This window comes from Caulobacter sp. FW305-C-30-S16 (genome assembly GCF_058783025.1).
In genome coordinates this window covers 943,574-958,652 of sequence record NZ_JBYSYH010000002.1, presented here as the reverse complement: position 1 = coordinate 958,652, position 15,079 = coordinate 943,574, and the positions used below count along the sequence as shown (strand labels likewise).

At 68.8% G+C, this 15,079-nt stretch carries 16 protein-coding genes; 8 read left to right on the top strand and 8 right to left on the bottom strand.

Annotated elements, in window-relative coordinates:
• The first annotated feature begins 40 nt into the window (after positions 1–40).
• A complete protein-coding gene (locus AC3WJT_RS11680) occupies positions 41–649 on the top strand; it encodes an LOG family protein (protein WP_492343288.1) in 609 nt (202 codons plus the stop codon).
• Between the two features lie 11 nt (positions 650–660).
• Here the strand turns inward: AC3WJT_RS11680 and gltX are convergent, their stop codons facing one another.
• The 4 genes from gltX to fliX all read right to left on the bottom strand — a co-directional run bounded on the left by gltX (position 661) and on the right by fliX (position 3,586).
• Positions 661–2,001, bottom strand: coding sequence for a glutamate--tRNA ligase (gltX, locus tag AC3WJT_RS11675; RefSeq protein ID WP_492343287.1), 1,341 nt, complete (start codon positions 1,999–2,001; stop codon positions 661–663).
• Positions 2,002–2,089: 88 nt separating this feature from the next.
• Positions 2,090–2,500, bottom strand: coding sequence for a nuclear transport factor 2 family protein (locus tag AC3WJT_RS11670; protein WP_492343286.1), 411 nt, complete (start codon positions 2,498–2,500; stop codon positions 2,090–2,092).
• A gap of 123 nt (positions 2,501–2,623) precedes the next feature.
• Entirely contained in the window at positions 2,624–3,052 is a 429-nt protein-coding gene (gene dksA, locus AC3WJT_RS11665) for an RNA polymerase-binding protein DksA (protein ID WP_492343285.1), read from the bottom strand.
• Between the two features lie 96 nt (positions 3,053–3,148).
• The gene (gene fliX, locus AC3WJT_RS11660) at positions 3,149–3,586 is read right to left on the bottom strand and encodes a flagellar assembly regulator FliX (protein ID WP_492343284.1); all 438 of its coding nucleotides are present in this window, start codon (positions 3,584–3,586) and stop codon (positions 3,149–3,151) included.
• A gap of 205 nt (positions 3,587–3,791) precedes the next feature.
• Here fliX and AC3WJT_RS11655 point away from each other — a divergent pair, with 205 nt between their 5' ends.
• Genes AC3WJT_RS11655 through AC3WJT_RS11645 form a run of 3 tightly spaced genes read left to right on the top strand, consistent with a single transcriptional unit; the run spans position 3,792 to position 5,669 of the window.
• Positions 3,792–4,898, top strand: coding sequence for a flagellar basal body P-ring protein FlgI (locus AC3WJT_RS11655; RefSeq protein WP_492343283.1), 1,107 nt, complete (start codon positions 3,792–3,794; stop codon positions 4,896–4,898).
• Positions 4,898–5,215, top strand: coding sequence for a rod-binding protein (locus tag AC3WJT_RS11650; RefSeq protein WP_492343282.1), 318 nt, complete (start codon positions 4,898–4,900; stop codon positions 5,213–5,215). The genes AC3WJT_RS11655 and AC3WJT_RS11650 overlap by 1 nt, the downstream gene beginning before the upstream one ends.
• A 13-nt stretch (positions 5,216–5,228) precedes the next feature.
• Positions 5,229–5,669: a flagellar basal body protein gene (locus tag AC3WJT_RS11645; RefSeq protein ID WP_492343281.1), complete on the top strand. Its 441-nt coding sequence runs from the start codon at positions 5,229–5,231 to the stop codon at positions 5,667–5,669.
• A gap of 36 nt (positions 5,670–5,705) precedes the next feature.
• Here AC3WJT_RS11645 and AC3WJT_RS11640 read toward each other — a convergent pair whose 3' ends face one another.
• The gene (locus AC3WJT_RS11640; RefSeq protein ID WP_492343280.1) at positions 5,706–6,086 is read right to left on the bottom strand and encodes a hypothetical protein; all 381 of its coding nucleotides are present in this window, start codon (positions 6,084–6,086) and stop codon (positions 5,706–5,708) included.
• Between the two features lie 194 nt (positions 6,087–6,280).
• Between AC3WJT_RS11640 and AC3WJT_RS11635 the strand changes: the two genes are divergently transcribed.
• A complete protein-coding gene (locus tag AC3WJT_RS11635) occupies positions 6,281–7,471 on the top strand; it encodes an acyl-CoA dehydrogenase family protein (RefSeq protein WP_492343279.1) in 1,191 nt (396 codons plus the stop codon).
• On the opposite strand, the gene AC3WJT_RS11630 is transcribed toward AC3WJT_RS11635, so the two are convergent.
• Complete coding sequence (locus tag AC3WJT_RS11630; RefSeq protein WP_492343278.1) at positions 7,468–8,169, bottom strand: nucleotide-binding protein; 702 nt, start codon at positions 8,167–8,169, stop codon at positions 7,468–7,470. The genes AC3WJT_RS11635 and AC3WJT_RS11630 overlap by 4 nt on opposite strands.
• Positions 8,170–8,231: 62 nt before the next feature.
• A complete protein-coding gene (locus tag AC3WJT_RS11625; RefSeq protein ID WP_492343277.1) occupies positions 8,232–9,827 on the bottom strand; it encodes an ABC-F family ATP-binding cassette domain-containing protein in 1,596 nt (531 codons plus the stop codon).
• A gap of 203 nt (positions 9,828–10,030) precedes the next feature.
• On the opposite strand from AC3WJT_RS11625, the gene AC3WJT_RS11620 reads away from it, so the two are divergent.
• From AC3WJT_RS11620 to uvrA, 3 genes are all read left to right on the top strand, one after another.
• Positions 10,031–10,522, top strand: coding sequence for a group III truncated hemoglobin (locus tag AC3WJT_RS11620; protein WP_492343276.1), 492 nt, complete (start codon positions 10,031–10,033; stop codon positions 10,520–10,522).
• A gap of 80 nt (positions 10,523–10,602) precedes the next feature.
• Entirely contained in the window at positions 10,603–11,070 is a 468-nt protein-coding gene (locus tag AC3WJT_RS11615) for a DUF1203 domain-containing protein (RefSeq protein ID WP_492343275.1), read from the top strand.
• A 166-nt stretch (positions 11,071–11,236) separates the two neighbouring features.
• The gene (gene uvrA / locus AC3WJT_RS11610; protein WP_492343274.1) at positions 11,237–14,128 is read left to right on the top strand and encodes an excinuclease ABC subunit UvrA; all 2,892 of its coding nucleotides are present in this window, start codon (positions 11,237–11,239) and stop codon (positions 14,126–14,128) included.
• Here uvrA and AC3WJT_RS11605 read toward each other — a convergent pair.
• Positions 14,125–15,003 (bottom strand): hypothetical protein, encoded by an 879-nt coding sequence (locus AC3WJT_RS11605; protein WP_492343273.1) that lies wholly within the window; start codon positions 15,001–15,003, stop codon positions 14,125–14,127. The two genes, uvrA and AC3WJT_RS11605, sit on opposite strands and share 4 nt — an antisense overlap.
• Positions 15,004–15,079 lie beyond the last annotated feature (76 nt).

Sequence of the window (15,079 nt, the reverse complement as noted above, 5' to 3'; positions counted from 1 at the left end):
CCGGCGAGCGCGCCTTTTTCATCCCCGGAGCCCTCAGGAGATGCCCAGCCCGTCCGATCGCGTGGAATCCGTCTGCGTCTACTGCGGTTCATCGAATGATGCGGACCCTGCGTTCCTGTCCTCGGCCTACGCCATCGGCGCGGAAATCGCCAAAGCGGGCCTGACGTTCGTCTATGGCGGCGGCGGGGTCGGTCTTATGGGCGCCAGCGCGCGCGGCGCCCACGATGCCGGCGGCCGGGTCCTGGGCATCATTCCCGACTTCCTCCAGGGCCGCGAGCAGCCGTTCGATGACGTCGAGACCATCGTCGTGACCTCGATGCACGAGCGAAAGATGATGATGTTCGATCGGTCCGACGCCTTCGTCGTACTGCCCGGCGGCATCGGCACGCTGGAAGAGGTCGTCGAGCTGCTCTCGTGGCAACGGCTGGGCCTGCACGCCTGCCCGGTCGTGTTCTACAACCCGCGCGGCTTCTGGGACCCGCTGTTCGAGCTGCTCCACCACACGATCCGCGAGAATCTGTCGCCGCCGGAATTCGCCAACTCCTGGCGGTCGGTGGATACCGTCGAGGCGCTGATCCCGGCGGTTCTGGCGATGGGCGCCGATCTGGCCGGCGCCCGCACCAATCCCGACGTCGCGGACCTGACCTAGGCGGCAAGCCGTCAGGCGGTCTCGCCGGCCAGCCGGCGGGCCGCCTTCTCCCGCCCGATCAGGGGCAGCAGCGGCGCCATTTCCGGACCGTGGTCCATGCCGGTCAGGGCGCGGCGAAGCGGCATGAACAGGCCCTTGCCCTTGGCGCCGGTCTTTTCCTTCACCGCATTGGTCAGGGCGCTCCAGCTGTCGCCGTCGAGCATGGCCGGGAGAAGCGCGTGCGCAGCCGCGATGACCGGGCGATCCTCCTCGGCGATCAGCGGTTCGACGGTCCCGCCGACGACCCGCGCCCAGTTCGATGCGCCGGAGAACAGGCCCAGGTTGGCGCGGATCGCCAGCCAGAAGGGCTCGCCCAGATCGGCGCCGAGGTCGGCCAGCCGCGGCTGGGCCTCGCTGTAGTCCATGGCGTGCAGGACCGCGGCGTTCAGACGGGCCAGGTCGGCCTGGTCGTAGCGGCCGGGATGACGGGCCATCTTGCCGAACGTGAAGGCTGCGGCGAGCGCGGCGATGCTTTCGCCCGGCTCCAGCGGGTCGGAGGTGCCGATCCGGGCCAGGTGCGAGACGATCGCCAGCGGCTCATAGCCCTGCTCGCGCAGTTCCATGATCGACAGCGAGCCCAGCCGCTTGGACAGCCCCTCCCCGTCGGCCCCGACCAGCAGGGTGGTGTGGGCAAACTGCGGCGACTTCGCGCCGAGCGCCTCGAAGATCTCGATCTGGGCGCCGGTGTTGGTGACGTGGTCCTCGCCCCGGATCACGTGGGTGATGGCCATGTCGATGTCATCGACCACCGACGGCAGGGTGTAGAGGAACGCGCCGTCCTCGCGGATCAGCACGGGGTCGGACATCGAGGCGGTGTCCACCTCGCAGGCGCCGCGCGCCAGGTCCTCCCACTTCACCCGCTTGCCCTCGAGGCGGAACCGCCAGTGCGGCCGGCGGCCCTCGGCCTCGAGCGTCGCGCGTTCTGCTTCGGTCAGCTTCAGGGCCGCGCGGTCATAGACCGGCGGCTGGCCCCGGGAGAGCTGCACCTTGCGGCGGCGGTCGAGCTCCTCGCCGGTCTCGTAGCAGGGATAGAGCCGTCCGGCGGCCTTCAGCCGCTCCATGGCCTCGCGATAGAGCGGGAAGCGCGCCGACTGGCTGTACTTCTCGTCCCAGACCATTCCCAGCCAGGTCAGATCGGTCTCGATCCCCTGTTCGTATTCCTTGGTCGACCGCTCCAGATCGGTGTCGTCGATACGCAGCACGAACTGGCCGCCCTGCGCGCGGGCGAACAGCCAGTTGATCAGGCCGGTGCGAATATTGCCGACATGCAGTCGCCCGGTGGGCGACGGCGCGAAACGGACCCTGACGGTCATGGGAAAACGTCCTTCTCAGAGCCGGGCTAGGTCGGCTTTGGGAGGCCAGAAGTCAAGGTCATGGCCTTCCTCTCCCACCCGCGAGCGGTCAGACGGAAAGCGCCCGGTCGATGAACGCCGGGTCCGCGTCGTGCACCCAGCATTCCGCCAGCAGGTCCCCCTCCACCCGATAGACCAGCACGCGTTCGACCTCGCGGGTCTCGTCGCCGGCGGTGATCGACTCCCGGGCAAGGATCACGGCGCGGGTCGCGCCGGCCATGACGTCGTCGACGGCGATCAGGCGGCGGTTGGTGCGGCGGGTGAATTCCATCAGCGCCTCGATCGCCGCCGCCTTGCCGCGCTTCGTACCGGCCATCGGGTTGTTCCCGGACCAGTGCACGACAAAGTCGTCGCTGTAGGTCGCCAGCATCGCCGGAAAGTCGCCGGCAAGCCAGGCGTCGGCGTAGCGCTGCGCCGGGGCGAGGTTGGCCGCGCGGGCCGTTTCAGGGGTGCTGGTCATGATGCGCTCCGCCTCCTGCTGAGGCGCGAAGCCTGACCGCCAGGCACACCGGCGGTCAATTACCTCGCCGGTCATGCCCGCTCGATTGGGGGACGCGTACCTTCGGTACATGTCCCCATAAGATCAGTCGTCGCGATGGACCCGTTCGCGGCGCTCGTGCCGTTCCTGGGCCTCGACGCTCATCGTCGCCACCGGGCGGGCCTCCAGCCGGGCCAGGCCGATGGGTTCCCCCGTCTCCTCGCAGTAGCCGTAGGAGCCGTCCTCGATTCGGCGCAGAGCCTCATCGATCTTGGAGATGAGCTTCCGTTGCCGGTCGCGCGTGCGCAACTCAAGAGCTCGATCAGTCTCCGACGTGGCGCGATCGGCCAGGTCAGGATGGTTCTCGGTCTCTTTCTGGAGGTGGGTGACCGTCTCGCGAGATTCGCGAAGGATCTCATCCTTCCAGCCAAGCAACTTCTTCTTGAAGTACTCGAGCTGTCGCTCATTCATGAACGGCTCATCGTCCGAAGGACGATAACCGCTCTGTTCAGCAAGAACCGTAGCCGTCGTCATTGACGCCTCACGCCCCCATTTACGCCATGCTCACAAGAGCGAGGCCTTATAGCAAAAGCTCTGCAACGTTCAATGAAGCTCGCGCTCAGCGGGCGTTCATGCCGCGACCCTAGCCTGTTCGAGCTTTGCCAGCTCGACCGCGGCGCGGGTTTCAATCTCGTTCAGCACGCCTTCGAGCGCGCTGTCGTCCGTGGCCATCCGCTCCTCGCGAACCGCGCGCATCAGCCGGTCCAGGTCGCGGTGCGAGACCTCGCCGTCGATCAGCGCCAGCTTGACCTCGTCCAGCACATCCAGAATGCGGCCGGCCCGCCCCATGGCGCGTCGACGACGCTCCAGTGGCCCGCCGACGTCCTGCAGGGCGATCAGCGCATCAACCGAGCTGACCCCGGCCACGCCCATGCTGCGCGCGACATCGGCGGCCGCGCCGGCGCCGGTGGTCGTCGGCAGGGCGAAACTCCCCTGCCCGCCCGCCGGACGCGCCGCGCTTCTGGCGCCGCCAAGCGAACCTGCACTGCTGGTACCCGTGACTTTCATGGAGGCGATACGCCGCTCCGAACCCTTGTTCTGCAGCGAATGTCGGGCCTGAGGCTTGCGGCATGGTTAATGCCGGGCAATTTCTGCCGTCCGCCGGAGGGTGGGCGCGCCGATGCGGCTTAGCGCATTGCTTTTACTATCTTTTTTTCTGGCGCGGTTCTCGCAGGGGTGCGCGGGTGAGTGCCCAGCGTCCCGGCGGAGCGAAATGCGTCCAACTCTCGTAGGAAGTCTGATCCTGGCCCTGACCCTCGCGCTTGCGGGTCCGAGCTACGGCAAGTCGCGGATCAAGGACGTCGTCGCGTTCGAGGGCGTGCGCGAAAACCAGCTGACGGGCTACGGCCTGGTCGTCGGCCTGAACGGGACGGGCGACAATCTTCGCAACGCGCCGATGACCCGCCAGAGCCTCGAGGCGATGTTCGAGCGGCTCGGCGTCAACGTGCGCGACACCAATCTCAACACCAAGAACGTCGCCGTGGTGATGGTCACCGCCAAGCTGCCGCCATTCGCGGCCGCCGGCTCGGCCATCGACGTGACCGTTTCGGCGGCCGGCGACGCCAAGAGCCTGCTGGGCGGCACCCTGCTGGTCACGGCCCTGATGGGCGCGGACGGCCAGGTCTATGCGGTGGCCCAGGGCACGGTTCAGACCGGCTCGGTTTCGGCCTCCGGCGCCTCGGGCAGCTCGGTCAGCAAGGGCGTTCCGACCTCGGGCCGGATCGCCGCGGGCGCGACCATCGAACGCGAGACCGGCTTCCAGATGGCCCAGATGGGCCAGCTGCGTATGACCCTGCGCAATCCGGACTTCACCACCGCCCAGCGCATCGCCACGGCGGTCAACACCCGCTTCCCCGGGACGGCGATCGCCGAGAACCCGACCATCGTCACCATCCGCCCGCCCGCCGGCCAGAGCATGGTCGGGTTCCTGACCGCCGTCGAAACGCTCGAGATCGAGCCCGACTCGCCGGCCAAGGTGATCGTCGACGAGGTCAGCGGCGTCATCGTCATGGGCGACCAGGTCCGGATTTCCACCGTCGCCATCGCCCAGGGCAACCTGACCATCTCGGTCCAGGAAACCCCGCAGGTTAGCCAGCCGGCGCCCTTCAGCCGCGCCGGCGAGACGGTGGTCACCAGCCAGTCGGCGGTGAATGTCGAGGAAGAGCGCGGCCGCCAGTTGATCACGCTGAAGAGCGGCGCGTCCCTCTCCAGCCTTGTCGCCGGCCTTAACGCCCTGGGCGTCACGCCGCGCGACATGATCTCCATCCTGCAGGCGATCAAGGCCGCCGGCGCCCTTCAGGCCGACATCGAGGTGATGTGATGACCGCTCCCCTCTCTGTCGCCACCGACGTGCTGATGGGTCAGGCCGGGACGCCGACCGCCTCGACCGCCGACCTCGCCCGCAAGCGCAAGGCGGAGGAAACGGCCAAGGCCTTCGAGGCTTCGTTCCTGTCGACGATGATGCAGCCGATGTTCGAGGGCATCTCGACCGAGGCGCCGTTCGGCGGCGGCCAGGGCGAGTCGATGTTCCGCTCCTTCCTGACCGACGCAATCGCCAAACAGACGGCCAAGCGCGGCGGGCTGGGCATCGCCGACAGCATCCAGCGCGAAATGCTCAAACTCCAAGGTCTCAGTTAGAAAGACGCATTCCATGGCCCTCGACGCCCGCGACGCGACCGATCGTGTCGACCAGCTGATCTCCCTGACCGACCGCCTGACAGCGCTGATGGCCCAGCAGTGCCAGGCCTTCGAACAGCGCCGCCCACAGGACGCGGCCGTCCAGATGGAAGAGCTGTCGAAGCTGGCCAATATCTATCGCCACGAGTCGACGCGGGTGCGTCAGACGCCGGCCCTGATCGAATCCGCGCCGCTGGAACAGCGGATGAAGCTGATGCAGTCGACCGAGGCGTTCGACGCCGTGCTGGCCCGTCAGGGCCGCGCGCTGGAAGCCGCCCGCACCGTCACCGAGGGCCTGGTCCGCGCCATCGCCGACGAAGTCGCCTCGCAGCGCACCACAGGCGCCGGCTACGGCCCCGACGCCGTCAGCCAGGTCGGCGACTCCCGGGCGATCACACTGAACAAGCGCGCCTGACGAACGCGTTCGGAGGGCCGCTGCCGGGCGTCGCCGTCAGGTCCGCCTGGCCATCGCCAGGGCAAGCGTCGACGTCGCCGCCCCGGCGAGCCAAAGGGCCGGGCCAAGCAAGGCTTCGGGGCCTGACATGTGCCCGGGCAGAACGATGAAGAGCACAAAGGGAATGTCGGCCGCCGAGACTGCCAGCAGGTTGATCCAGTACCCGGCGCGGCTGTTCCGCCAGTTGAAGCCCAAGGCGACCACGACCGCGACGACGGCGAAAATCGCGACGTAGAACGCGCCCTGGAAGAGCCGCCCCTGGATGAGCCCGGCGTCCAGGCCGGCAGCGAACCGGAATGAGCCGGCGGCCGCAAGCAAGTGAAGAGCGCCCCAGGCGAAATAGAACGCCGCGCCAAGCGCAGCAAACAATCGGCTCATTTCGCTCCCCCCTTTGTGCGTCAGCCCGATCCGCCTTGCGGCGCGGGACAGCGGCTTGTCCGCGGAGTGTTAAACGGCAAATCAGCGTTCGACCAAGCGCCGCGCGCCGGTCGGTCGCCCGGAAGCGACAATCCCCCTTCATCCTATTGATCTGAATCACGGACGGAACGGGCGGTTCGCGGCTTCGTGAGACCATGTCGGTTGCCTGCCTCGCCACTCCGGACGCTGATCCTGACACGGCCTTCCTCGCCGAGGTTCGCGCGTTTCTCGCGGAGGCCCTGACGCCGGACCTGCGCGAGGCCGGTCGCCGCACACTGGGCGTCCATTCCGACATCGCCGCCTGCAAACTCTGGCACCAGCGCCTGCACCGCCGCGGCTGGATCGCGCCCGGCTGGCCGACGGCCCACGGCGGGGCCGGCTGGACCCCGCGACAGCGTTTCCTGTTCGACCGCGAGTGCGCGCTGAACGACGCCCCGGTGCTGTTCGCCGGCGGCATCCGCAGCCTCGGCCCCCTCATCATCGAGATGGGCACGCCGCTACAGCGCGCCCGCTATCTGCCGGCGATCCTGTCGGGCGACGACCTCTGGGCCCAGGGTTTTTCGGAACCCGGCGCCGGCTCGGACCTGGCGCGGGTCGCCACCCGGGCGGAGCGGGTCGGCGAGCACTACATCGTCGACGGCTCGAAAATCTGGACGACCGGCGCGCACCTCTCCAACCGGATGTTCGCCCTGGTCAGGACCCAGACAGGCGAGCGGCCGCAGCAGGGCCTGACCTTCCTGCTGCTCGACATGGCCTCGCCCGGCCTGACGGTCTCGCCGATCATCACCATCGACGGCGAGCACGAGCTCAACCAGGTGTTCTTCGACCAGGTCAGCGTGCCGATCGCCAATCGCATCGGCGAGGAAGGCCAGGGCTGGGCGGTCGCCAAGCGGCTGATGCAGCTGGCGCGTTCGAACAACACGCCGGCCGCGCTGGTGCGCCGCGTCTACCAGCGGGCGCGCAACGCGGCGCTCGCCAGCGAGGACCTTGAACCTGGCCTGATGACCCGGCTGATCACTGCCGAGATCGAGCTGACGGCCTTCGAGCAGACCGAGCTGAACCTGCTGCCGGGCGGGCGGCTGAGGGATGGCGATGCGACCAGTCCCTCCGTCCTGAAGCTCATTGGCAGCGAACTGCACCAGCGGGTCGCCGAGCTGGCCATGGAGATCGCGGGAACCGCGCGGAACCTGGCGCTCGAGCCCTTCCGCGATGAGGACGGCCCGCTGGCGGACGGCGCGCGGGCGACGGCCAAGCACTTCGCCACCCGGGCGGCGAGCATCTATTCGGGATCGAGCGAGACCCAGCGTAACGTGATCGCCCAGGCCCTCTCGCCGACGACGCGCTAGAACGTCAGGGACGCCGGGGTTTCCGTCGCCGCGATGAAGGTCGGCATGCGCACGGCCGGCCGCTCCGCGTGGAGCCGCGCATCGACCCAGTCCCACAGGGCGGTGATCTCGCTGGCGGCGGAGCTGGACGGCTCCATGTCCTGGGCGGTCGAGCCGCCGGCGACGCTGCGCTGATAGGCGACACGCGTGCGAAGGCCGATCGGCGCGACCGGGAAGCCGAGCCCGCGCAGGGCGGCGACCGCCTCCATCAGCACCGGGGCCTCGATCGACTGCTGGCGATGGGGCGCCTGGTTGAGCACGAACACCACCGGCCGGTGAAAGCGCGCCGCCAGCGCGGCGGAGTCGGCCACGGCGCGAATGTCGAAGAAGTTGGGACGCGCCACGACCAGACACAGGTCGGCGCAACGCACGGCCTGTTCGACCTCCTCCTCGATCGACGGGCCGGTGTCGACGATCATCAGGCCGACGCCGGCGCGGGCGGCGTCCTGCTGGCGCGCGAACAGAGCGCCGGGTTTGACCGCCTCGACGACAGGCTGGGCTTCGGCGCGCATACGCCGCCATTCGACGGCCGAGTGCTGACGGTCGGTGTCGGCCAGCAGTGTGACGTGGCCGGCCGCATGGGCCGCCGCGGCCAGATGCACGGCCAGGGTGGTTTTCCCGGTCCCGCCTTTGCGGGCGATGATGGCGAGTGTTTTCAACGCCGTGTCCCCGAACGAAACGATCCGGGGGTTGCACAGCAGGAACCATGCCCGGGCGACGGTCAGAGTCCTGGGGCCAGCACGACCTCGCGGGTGACACAGATCGCCCGGAGGAAATCGGGATCGTGGCTGACTACCAGCAGGGCGCCGTCGTAGGCCGACAGCGCCGCCTCGACAGCTTCAATGGAGGCGAGGTCGAGATGGTTGGTCGGCTCGTCGAGGATCAACAGCTGTGGCGTCGGGGCGGACGACAGCACGCAGGCCAGCGCCGCGCGCAGTCGCTCCCCTCCGCTGAGCGCGCCCACCATCTGCCGCGCGGCGGTGTTGCGGAACAGGAACCGCGCCAGCGCGGCCTGGGCGTCATTGACCGTCGCGCCGGGATTGAGCCGGCGGAAGGCGTCCAGGACGGTCTCCTCGTCCCGCAGAATTGCGGTCTTCTGGTCCAGCAACACCGCCCTGGCGCCGAATATCACCGTTCCCGCCGTCGGTTGCAGCTCGCCGGCCGCCAGACGCAGCAGGGTGGTCTTGCCCGTCCCGTTCGGCCCCGTGAGCGCGACCCGCTCCGGACCGGTGATCCGCAGGGACAGGCCTTCGATCACCGGCGTCGGCCCGTAGCCGAATGTCACGCCGTCGAGGGCCAGCACGGTTTTGCCGGCCGCCAGCCCGGAGGACGGCAGACCGAAGGCCAGCGTCCGCACCTGCTCGACGCGGGTCCGGGCGGCGTCCAGCGCCTCGGCGGCGGCCTCCCGCTGTCGTTCCGCCAGACGCTCGCCGCGACCGCCGCTCTGCTCCGCGCGCTCCGCCATGGCGCCCAGCAGGATCTTCGGCGCCGAGCCCGACGCGGCGTAGCGCCGGCCGGCGGAGTCGCGACGGTCCTTGCGTTCCCGCGCCTGCTGGGCGTCGCGTTCCATCCGGCCCTGCTCGCGCTCGGCGTCGCTCAGCGCCCGCTCGGCCGCGGCGCGCTCGGCGGTCTTTCGCTCGACGTAGAGATCGAAGTTCCCGCCATAGACCCTGGCGCCGAGGCCGGAGAGCTCGACGATCCGGTCCATCCGGCGGAGCAGCGCCCGGTCGTGGCTGACGACGACGGCGCCGCCCTTCCAGCGCTCGAGGAACGCCGCGAGGAAGCTCCGGGCCTCGACGTCGAGGTTGTTGGTCGGCTCATCGAGCAGGATGACGTCGGGCCGGGCGACCAGCAGCGCCGCCAGGGCGACGCGGGTGAGCTGGCCGCCGCTGAGACTGTCGGCCGGGCGTTCCGGCGCGAGCCCGCCCAGGCCGACCTCGGCCAGCGCCGCTTCCACCCGCACCGGCAGGGTCCAGTCCGCGACGTCCAGATCGGCCTCATCGCCATCGCCGGCCTCGATCCGCGCCAGGACAGACAGCGCCTCGGCGACCTCCAGCAGGTCGGCGACGGTCGCGCCGGGAGGCGGCTGCAGCGTCTGGCGCAGGACGCCGACGCGGCCCGACCGCGTCACGGCGCCGGTCGCCGGCGCCTGCTCACCGGTCAGCAGCCGCATCAGGGTGGACTTGCCCACGCCATTGCGACCGACCAGGCCGGTTCTCTCCCGCCCGATGGCCAGGGTCAGGGTGTCGAAGAGGACGCGGCCGTCAGGCGTGGCGGCGGAGACGGCGTCCAGGGTGAAGTACGGCAGGGTCGACATGAAGGCTCTCGAGCAGGTCAGCGGAAGCGGCGAAGCGGTTCTGCGTCCTGTCGATCATGGGAGCCTCCATCGGTGACCGGGCCGGTCCAGGAGCGAGCAATATAGGCCCTTCCCCTCCGCGACGGAAGCGCGCGGCCTTGATGCAGCACAGTGGCGGCCGCCGCCTCGGGAGCCTATCTGCGATCCGTGACCAGGAACCGACCGTGACCAGCCTTCCCTTCCCCGATGCCGGACCGCGTCTGTCGCGCGAAGAGGCCGAGGCGCGCCGGGCCGAGGCGTCGGCGCGAATCCGCGCCGCGACCGGCATTGATGAGGCGCTCATCTCCGACCTCGTCGAGGGCTTCTACGACCGGGTCAGGGCCGACCCCCTGCTCGGTCCCGTCTTCGCCGCGAGGATCGCGGACTGGGGTCCGCATCTGGCGCAGATGAAGCGGTTCTGGTCGTCGGTCGCGCTGGCCACCGGTGTTTATGACGGCCGGCCGATGCCCAAACACATGCGGCTGCCGGTCGATGCGCAGCACTTTGACCGCTGGCTGGCGCTGTTCGAGGAGACGGCGCAGGCGCTCTGCACGCCGCCGGCCGCCCGCCACTTCGTGACCCGCGCCCGCAACATCGCCGAAAGCCTCGAACTGGGCGTCGCCAACCACAACGGCGTCATGCTGGGCGTGGGCGAACGGTACCGTCGGGACGACTGATCGCGGAACAGCAAGTTCCGGGTCGCGGCGACCACGCGCTTCGACGAGGGTCCCGGCGAACACTTTCGCAGGAGCCCCCCATGTCCTTCGTTGTCACCGGCCTCGCGCCCGAACCCTTCGCACCCCTCTTCGGCGCCGACGAGGCCACCCTGGCCGCCGCAGGCGCGATCCGCTTCCGGGTCGACGCCAAACCGGGCTTTCCCTGCCGCATCTCCCTGGTGGACGCGGAACCCGGCGAAACGGTCCTGCTGCTCAATCATGAACACCAGGCAGTCGACACGCCCTACCGCGCCTGTCACGCCATTTATGTGCGCGAGGCGGCGGACGCGCCGGCGCGCTTCGAGAACTGCCTGCCGCCCGCCCTCGCCGACCGGCTGCTGGCCCTTCGCGCCTACGACCACCGGGACATGATGATCGACGCGGACGTCATCGAGGGACGCGACGCCATCCCGCTGATCGAGCGGATGATGGCCGCCCCGGGGACCGCATACCTGCACGCGCATAACGCCCGCCGCGGCTGTTTCGCCGCCCGCATCGATCGGGTGTGACCGCGAAGCGCAGCGCCTGCTGACACCGGATGTCACCAGACGGCCCCCGACCACGACCTCCCGGACCGACGTTCGCACATTGTTCTTGTGTTAATCGCGAGTCTGCGCGCTACATATGACGGTTGCCGCCGCGCCCTTCGGCCGGCTGAAGCGTTCCCGACAGGTCATGGCCGAACAACAGAACTTCATCCGCGTGCGTGGCGCGCGCGAGCACAATCTCAAGGACGTCAACGTCGACATCCCGCGCGGTGAGCTGGTGGTGATCACCGGCCTGTCGGGGTCCGGCAAGTCGTCGCTGGCGTTCGACACCATCTACGCCGAGGGCCAGCGCCGCTACGTCGAGAGCCTGTCCGCGTACGCGCGCCAGTTCCTGGAACTGATGAGCAAGCCGGACGTCGACCTGATCGAGGGCCTGTCGCCGGCCATCTCCATCGAGCAGAAGACCACCAGCCGCAACCCGCGCTCGACCGTCGGCACGGTGACCGAAATCCACGACTACATGCGCCTGCTCTGGGCGCGGGTGGGCGTGCCCTATTCGCCGGCCACCGGCCTGCCCATCGAGAGCCAGACCGTCAGCCAGATGGTCGACAAGCTGACCGCCCTGCCCGAGGGCGAGCGGCTGTATCTGCTGGCCCCCGTCGTGCGCGGCCGCAAGGGCGAGTACCGCAAGGAGATCGCCGAGTGGCGCAAGCTCGGCTTCCAGCGGCTGAAGATCGACGGCGTGCTGTATCCGATCGAGGACGCGCCGGAGCTGGACAAGAAGTTCAAGCACGACATCGACGTGGTCGTTGACCGGCTGGTGACGAAGAACGGCCTGGAGCAGCGCTACGCCGACAGCATCGAACAGGCTCTGCGTCTGGCCGACGGAATCGCGGTGGCGGAATGGGCCGATGCGCCCGCCGAAGGCGAGGAGCCACGGCGCATCCTGTTCTCCGAGAAGTTCGCCTGCCCGGTCAGCGGCTTCACCATCAGCGAGATCGAGCCGCGGCTGTTCTCGTTCAACAACCCGTTCGGCGCCTGCCCGGTCTGTGACGGCCTCGGCGCCAAGCTGGCCTTCGACGCCGACATGATCGTGCCGGACAAGGACAAGAGCCTGCACAAGGGCGCGGTGTCGCCCTGGGCCAAGGGCCCCTCGCCGCTCTACACCCAGACCCTGCAGGCGCTGGCCCGCCACTACGACTTCTCGATGGACGCGCCCTGGCACAGCCTGCCGGAGCAGGCGCAGAAGGTCGTGCTGTACGGCACCGGGACCGAGAAGATCCACTTCGTCTACGACGACAACGCCCGCAAATACGAGGTCAACAAGCCGTTCGAAGGCGTGTTGCCGAACCTGGAACGGCGCTGGCGCGAGACCGATTCCAGCTGGGTCCGCGAGGAACTGGGCCGCTACCAGTCCGACACGCCCTGTGACTCCTGCCACGGTGCGCGGCTGAAGCCAGAGGCGCTGGCGGTCAAGATCGCAGAGCGCAACATCGCTGAGGTCTCGGCTATGGCGATCCGCCCGGCCCGCGACTGGTTCGCGGCCCTGTCGGACACGCTTTCCGACAAGCAGATGGAGATCGCCCGGCGGATCCTGAAGGAGATCACCGACCGTCTGCGGTTCCTCGTCGACGTCGGCCTGGACTACCTGAACCTGTCGCGCGGCTCGGGCACCCTCAGCGGCGGCGAGAGCCAGCGGATCCGCCTGGCCAGCCAGATCGGCAGCGGCCTGACCGGCGTGCTCTATGTCCTCGATGAGCCGTCCATCGGCCTGCATCAGCGCGACAACACCCGCCTGCTGCAGTCGCTGCAGGGCCTGCGCGACCTCGGCAACTCGGTGCTCGTCGTCGAGCACGACGAGGAGGCCATCCTGACGGCTGACTATGTGATCGACATGGGCCCGGCTGCCGGCATCCACGGCGGCCATATCGTCGCCGAGGGCAAGCCCGCCGACATTCTGGCCAACCCGAAGAGCGTCACCGGCATGTACCTGTCCGGCGTGCGCGAGATCGCCGTGCCCGAACAGCGTCGGCCCATCTCGACCAAGCATGTGCTGCGCGTGACCGGCGCGACGGGCAACAACCTCAAGGGCGTGACGGCGGAGATACCGGTCGGCACCTTCACCTGCATCACCGGGGTCAGCGGCGGCGGCAAGTCGACCTTCACCATCGAGACCCTCTACAAGGCCGCCGCGCGCCGGTTGAACAACGCCAGCGACGCCCCGGCGCCCTACGAGAAGATCGAGGGACTGGAGAATTTCGACAAGGTCATCGACATCGACCAGAGCCCGATCGGCCGCACGCCGCGGTCGAACCCGGCCACCTACACGGGGGCGTTCCAGCCGATCCGCGACTGGTTCAGCCAGCTGCCGGAGAGCAAGGCGCGCGGCTACGGGCCGGGCCGGTTCAGCTTCAACGTCAAGGGCGGCCGCTGCGAGGCCTGCCAGGGCGATGGCCTGATCAAGATCGAGATGCACTTCCTGCCGGACGTCTACGTCACCTGCGACGTCTGCAAGGGCAAACGCTACAACCGCGAGACGCTCGAGATCCTGTTCAAGGGCAAGAGCATCGCCGACATCCTCGACATGACCGTCGAGGAGTCCGCCGACTTCTTCAAGGTCGTGCCGCCGGTGCGCGACAAGATGGAAACGCTGAAGCGCGTTGGCCTCGGCTACATCCACGTCGGCCAGCAGGCGACCACCCTCTCAGGCGGCGAGGCCCAGCGGGTGAAGCTGTCCAAGGAGCTCAGCCGCAAGGCCACCGGCCGGACGCTTTACATCCTCGATGAACCGACCACGGGGCTGCACTTCGAGGACACAAAGAAACTGCTCGAGGTGCTCCACGAACTGGTCGACCAGGGCAACACCGTGGTGGTCATCGAGCATAACCTGGACGTGGTGAAGACCGCCGACTGGCTGATCGACTTCGGGCCCGAGGGCGGCGACGGCGGCGGCGAGATCGTCGGCGTCGGCACGCCCGAGAAGGTCGCCGGCATCGCCGGCAGCTGGACGGGGCGCTACCTCGCCGAGGTGCTCAAGCGCCACCGCGACCGCGCCGGAGAGAAGCGCAAGCGCGCCTAGCGCGCGACCGCGGTGAGGCGTCGATAGATTTCCGGCGCCGGACACAGCAGGATCATCGACAGGAACGGACTGGCGATCACTGCGAACATCAGAAAGATGATCATGGGGGGCGTAAGCAGCGCCGTAAGCCCGCCCGCATTCGCCGGCTGCACCGGGCCGGCGCCGCCGGCCAGCAGGGCGGCGGCCAGCATGGCGATCGACAGGACCGCGACCCAGACGATCGCCGCCAGCACGATGGCCAGGACATAGGCGCCCAGCATCGGCCAGACGTGACCCCTGGTCATCCGCCAGGAGCCGAGCAGGGAGATACGCCCTGTCGCGAATGTCTGCGCCTTGGCCAGCGACAGGCGCACCGAGACGAAGATCGTAAAGCAGGTGACCAGAACAAATCCGGCGAATCCCAGCGCTCCGCCGAGGACCGGACTGATGGCCGCGCCGCCCGCCTGGAGACCGTCGAGCGCAACATTGCCGAGGAGGTTCAGGGCGGCCGATACGAGTCCCAGCAGAAGCAGGACCGCCAGCTGGCGAACCTCGTCCATGCCCAGCCGGATATAGCCGAAGGCGCTGTCCTGCGGCCGCAGCATCATGCGATTCACCGCCGCGCTCTGGACCGCATTGAGCAACAGGGACGGCACGATGACGGGCGCCACCGCCACCCAGAACTGGCCCGAGATCTCGAGCGCCTGCGCCTCGCTGAGTTGCGCCCCAGGCCCGCGGGCCATGAGGTCCGTCACGACGGGCCACAGCTTGGTCAGCACCGCCAGGAACATCGCAAGCGAGGTCAGACCGAACGCCACCATCCAGATCAGTGCGGCCCGGGCGTGCTCCCGCCCTGCCCTGAACCCGCTGAAGGCCGCATCCGACGCTGAAAACATGAATCCCTCACACCGCTTGTCCCGACTGGACGGTCACAAGGGGAGCATTCCGCGCGGCGCGAGGCAAGCGAGGCTC

Excerpts from the sequence above, each read along its gene's own strand:
- AC3WJT_RS11680 (WP_492343288.1), top strand. The coding sequence starts at position 41 with ATGCCCAGCCCGTCCGATCGCGTGGAATCCGTCTGCGTCTACTGCGGT.
- gltX (WP_492343287.1), bottom strand. The coding sequence starts at position 2,001 with ATGACCGTCAGGGTCCGTTTCGCGCCGTCGCCCACCGGGCGACTGCAT.
- AC3WJT_RS11670 (WP_492343286.1), bottom strand. The coding sequence starts at position 2,500 with ATGACCAGCACCCCTGAAACGGCCCGCGCGGCCAACCTCGCCCCGGCG.
- dksA (WP_492343285.1), bottom strand. The coding sequence starts at position 3,052 with ATGACGACGGCTACGGTTCTTGCTGAACAGAGCGGTTATCGTCCTTCG.
- fliX (WP_492343284.1), bottom strand. The coding sequence starts at position 3,586 with ATGAAAGTCACGGGTACCAGCAGTGCAGGTTCGCTTGGCGGCGCCAGA.
- AC3WJT_RS11655 (WP_492343283.1), top strand. The coding sequence starts at position 3,792 with ATGCGTCCAACTCTCGTAGGAAGTCTGATCCTGGCCCTGACCCTCGCG.
- AC3WJT_RS11650 (WP_492343282.1), top strand. The coding sequence starts at position 4,898 with ATGACCGCTCCCCTCTCTGTCGCCACCGACGTGCTGATGGGTCAGGCC.
- AC3WJT_RS11645 (WP_492343281.1), top strand. The coding sequence starts at position 5,229 with ATGGCCCTCGACGCCCGCGACGCGACCGATCGTGTCGACCAGCTGATC.
- AC3WJT_RS11640 (WP_492343280.1), bottom strand. The coding sequence starts at position 6,086 with ATGAGCCGATTGTTTGCTGCGCTTGGCGCGGCGTTCTATTTCGCCTGG.
- AC3WJT_RS11635 (WP_492343279.1), top strand. The coding sequence starts at position 6,281 with ATGTCGGTTGCCTGCCTCGCCACTCCGGACGCTGATCCTGACACGGCC.
- AC3WJT_RS11625 (WP_492343277.1), bottom strand. The coding sequence starts at position 9,827 with ATGTCGACCCTGCCGTACTTCACCCTGGACGCCGTCTCCGCCGCCACG.
- AC3WJT_RS11615 (WP_492343275.1), top strand. The coding sequence starts at position 10,603 with ATGTCCTTCGTTGTCACCGGCCTCGCGCCCGAACCCTTCGCACCCCTC.
- uvrA (WP_492343274.1), top strand. The coding sequence starts at position 11,237 with ATGGCCGAACAACAGAACTTCATCCGCGTGCGTGGCGCGCGCGAGCAC.
- AC3WJT_RS11605 (WP_492343273.1), bottom strand. The coding sequence starts at position 15,003 with ATGTTTTCAGCGTCGGATGCGGCCTTCAGCGGGTTCAGGGCAGGGCGG.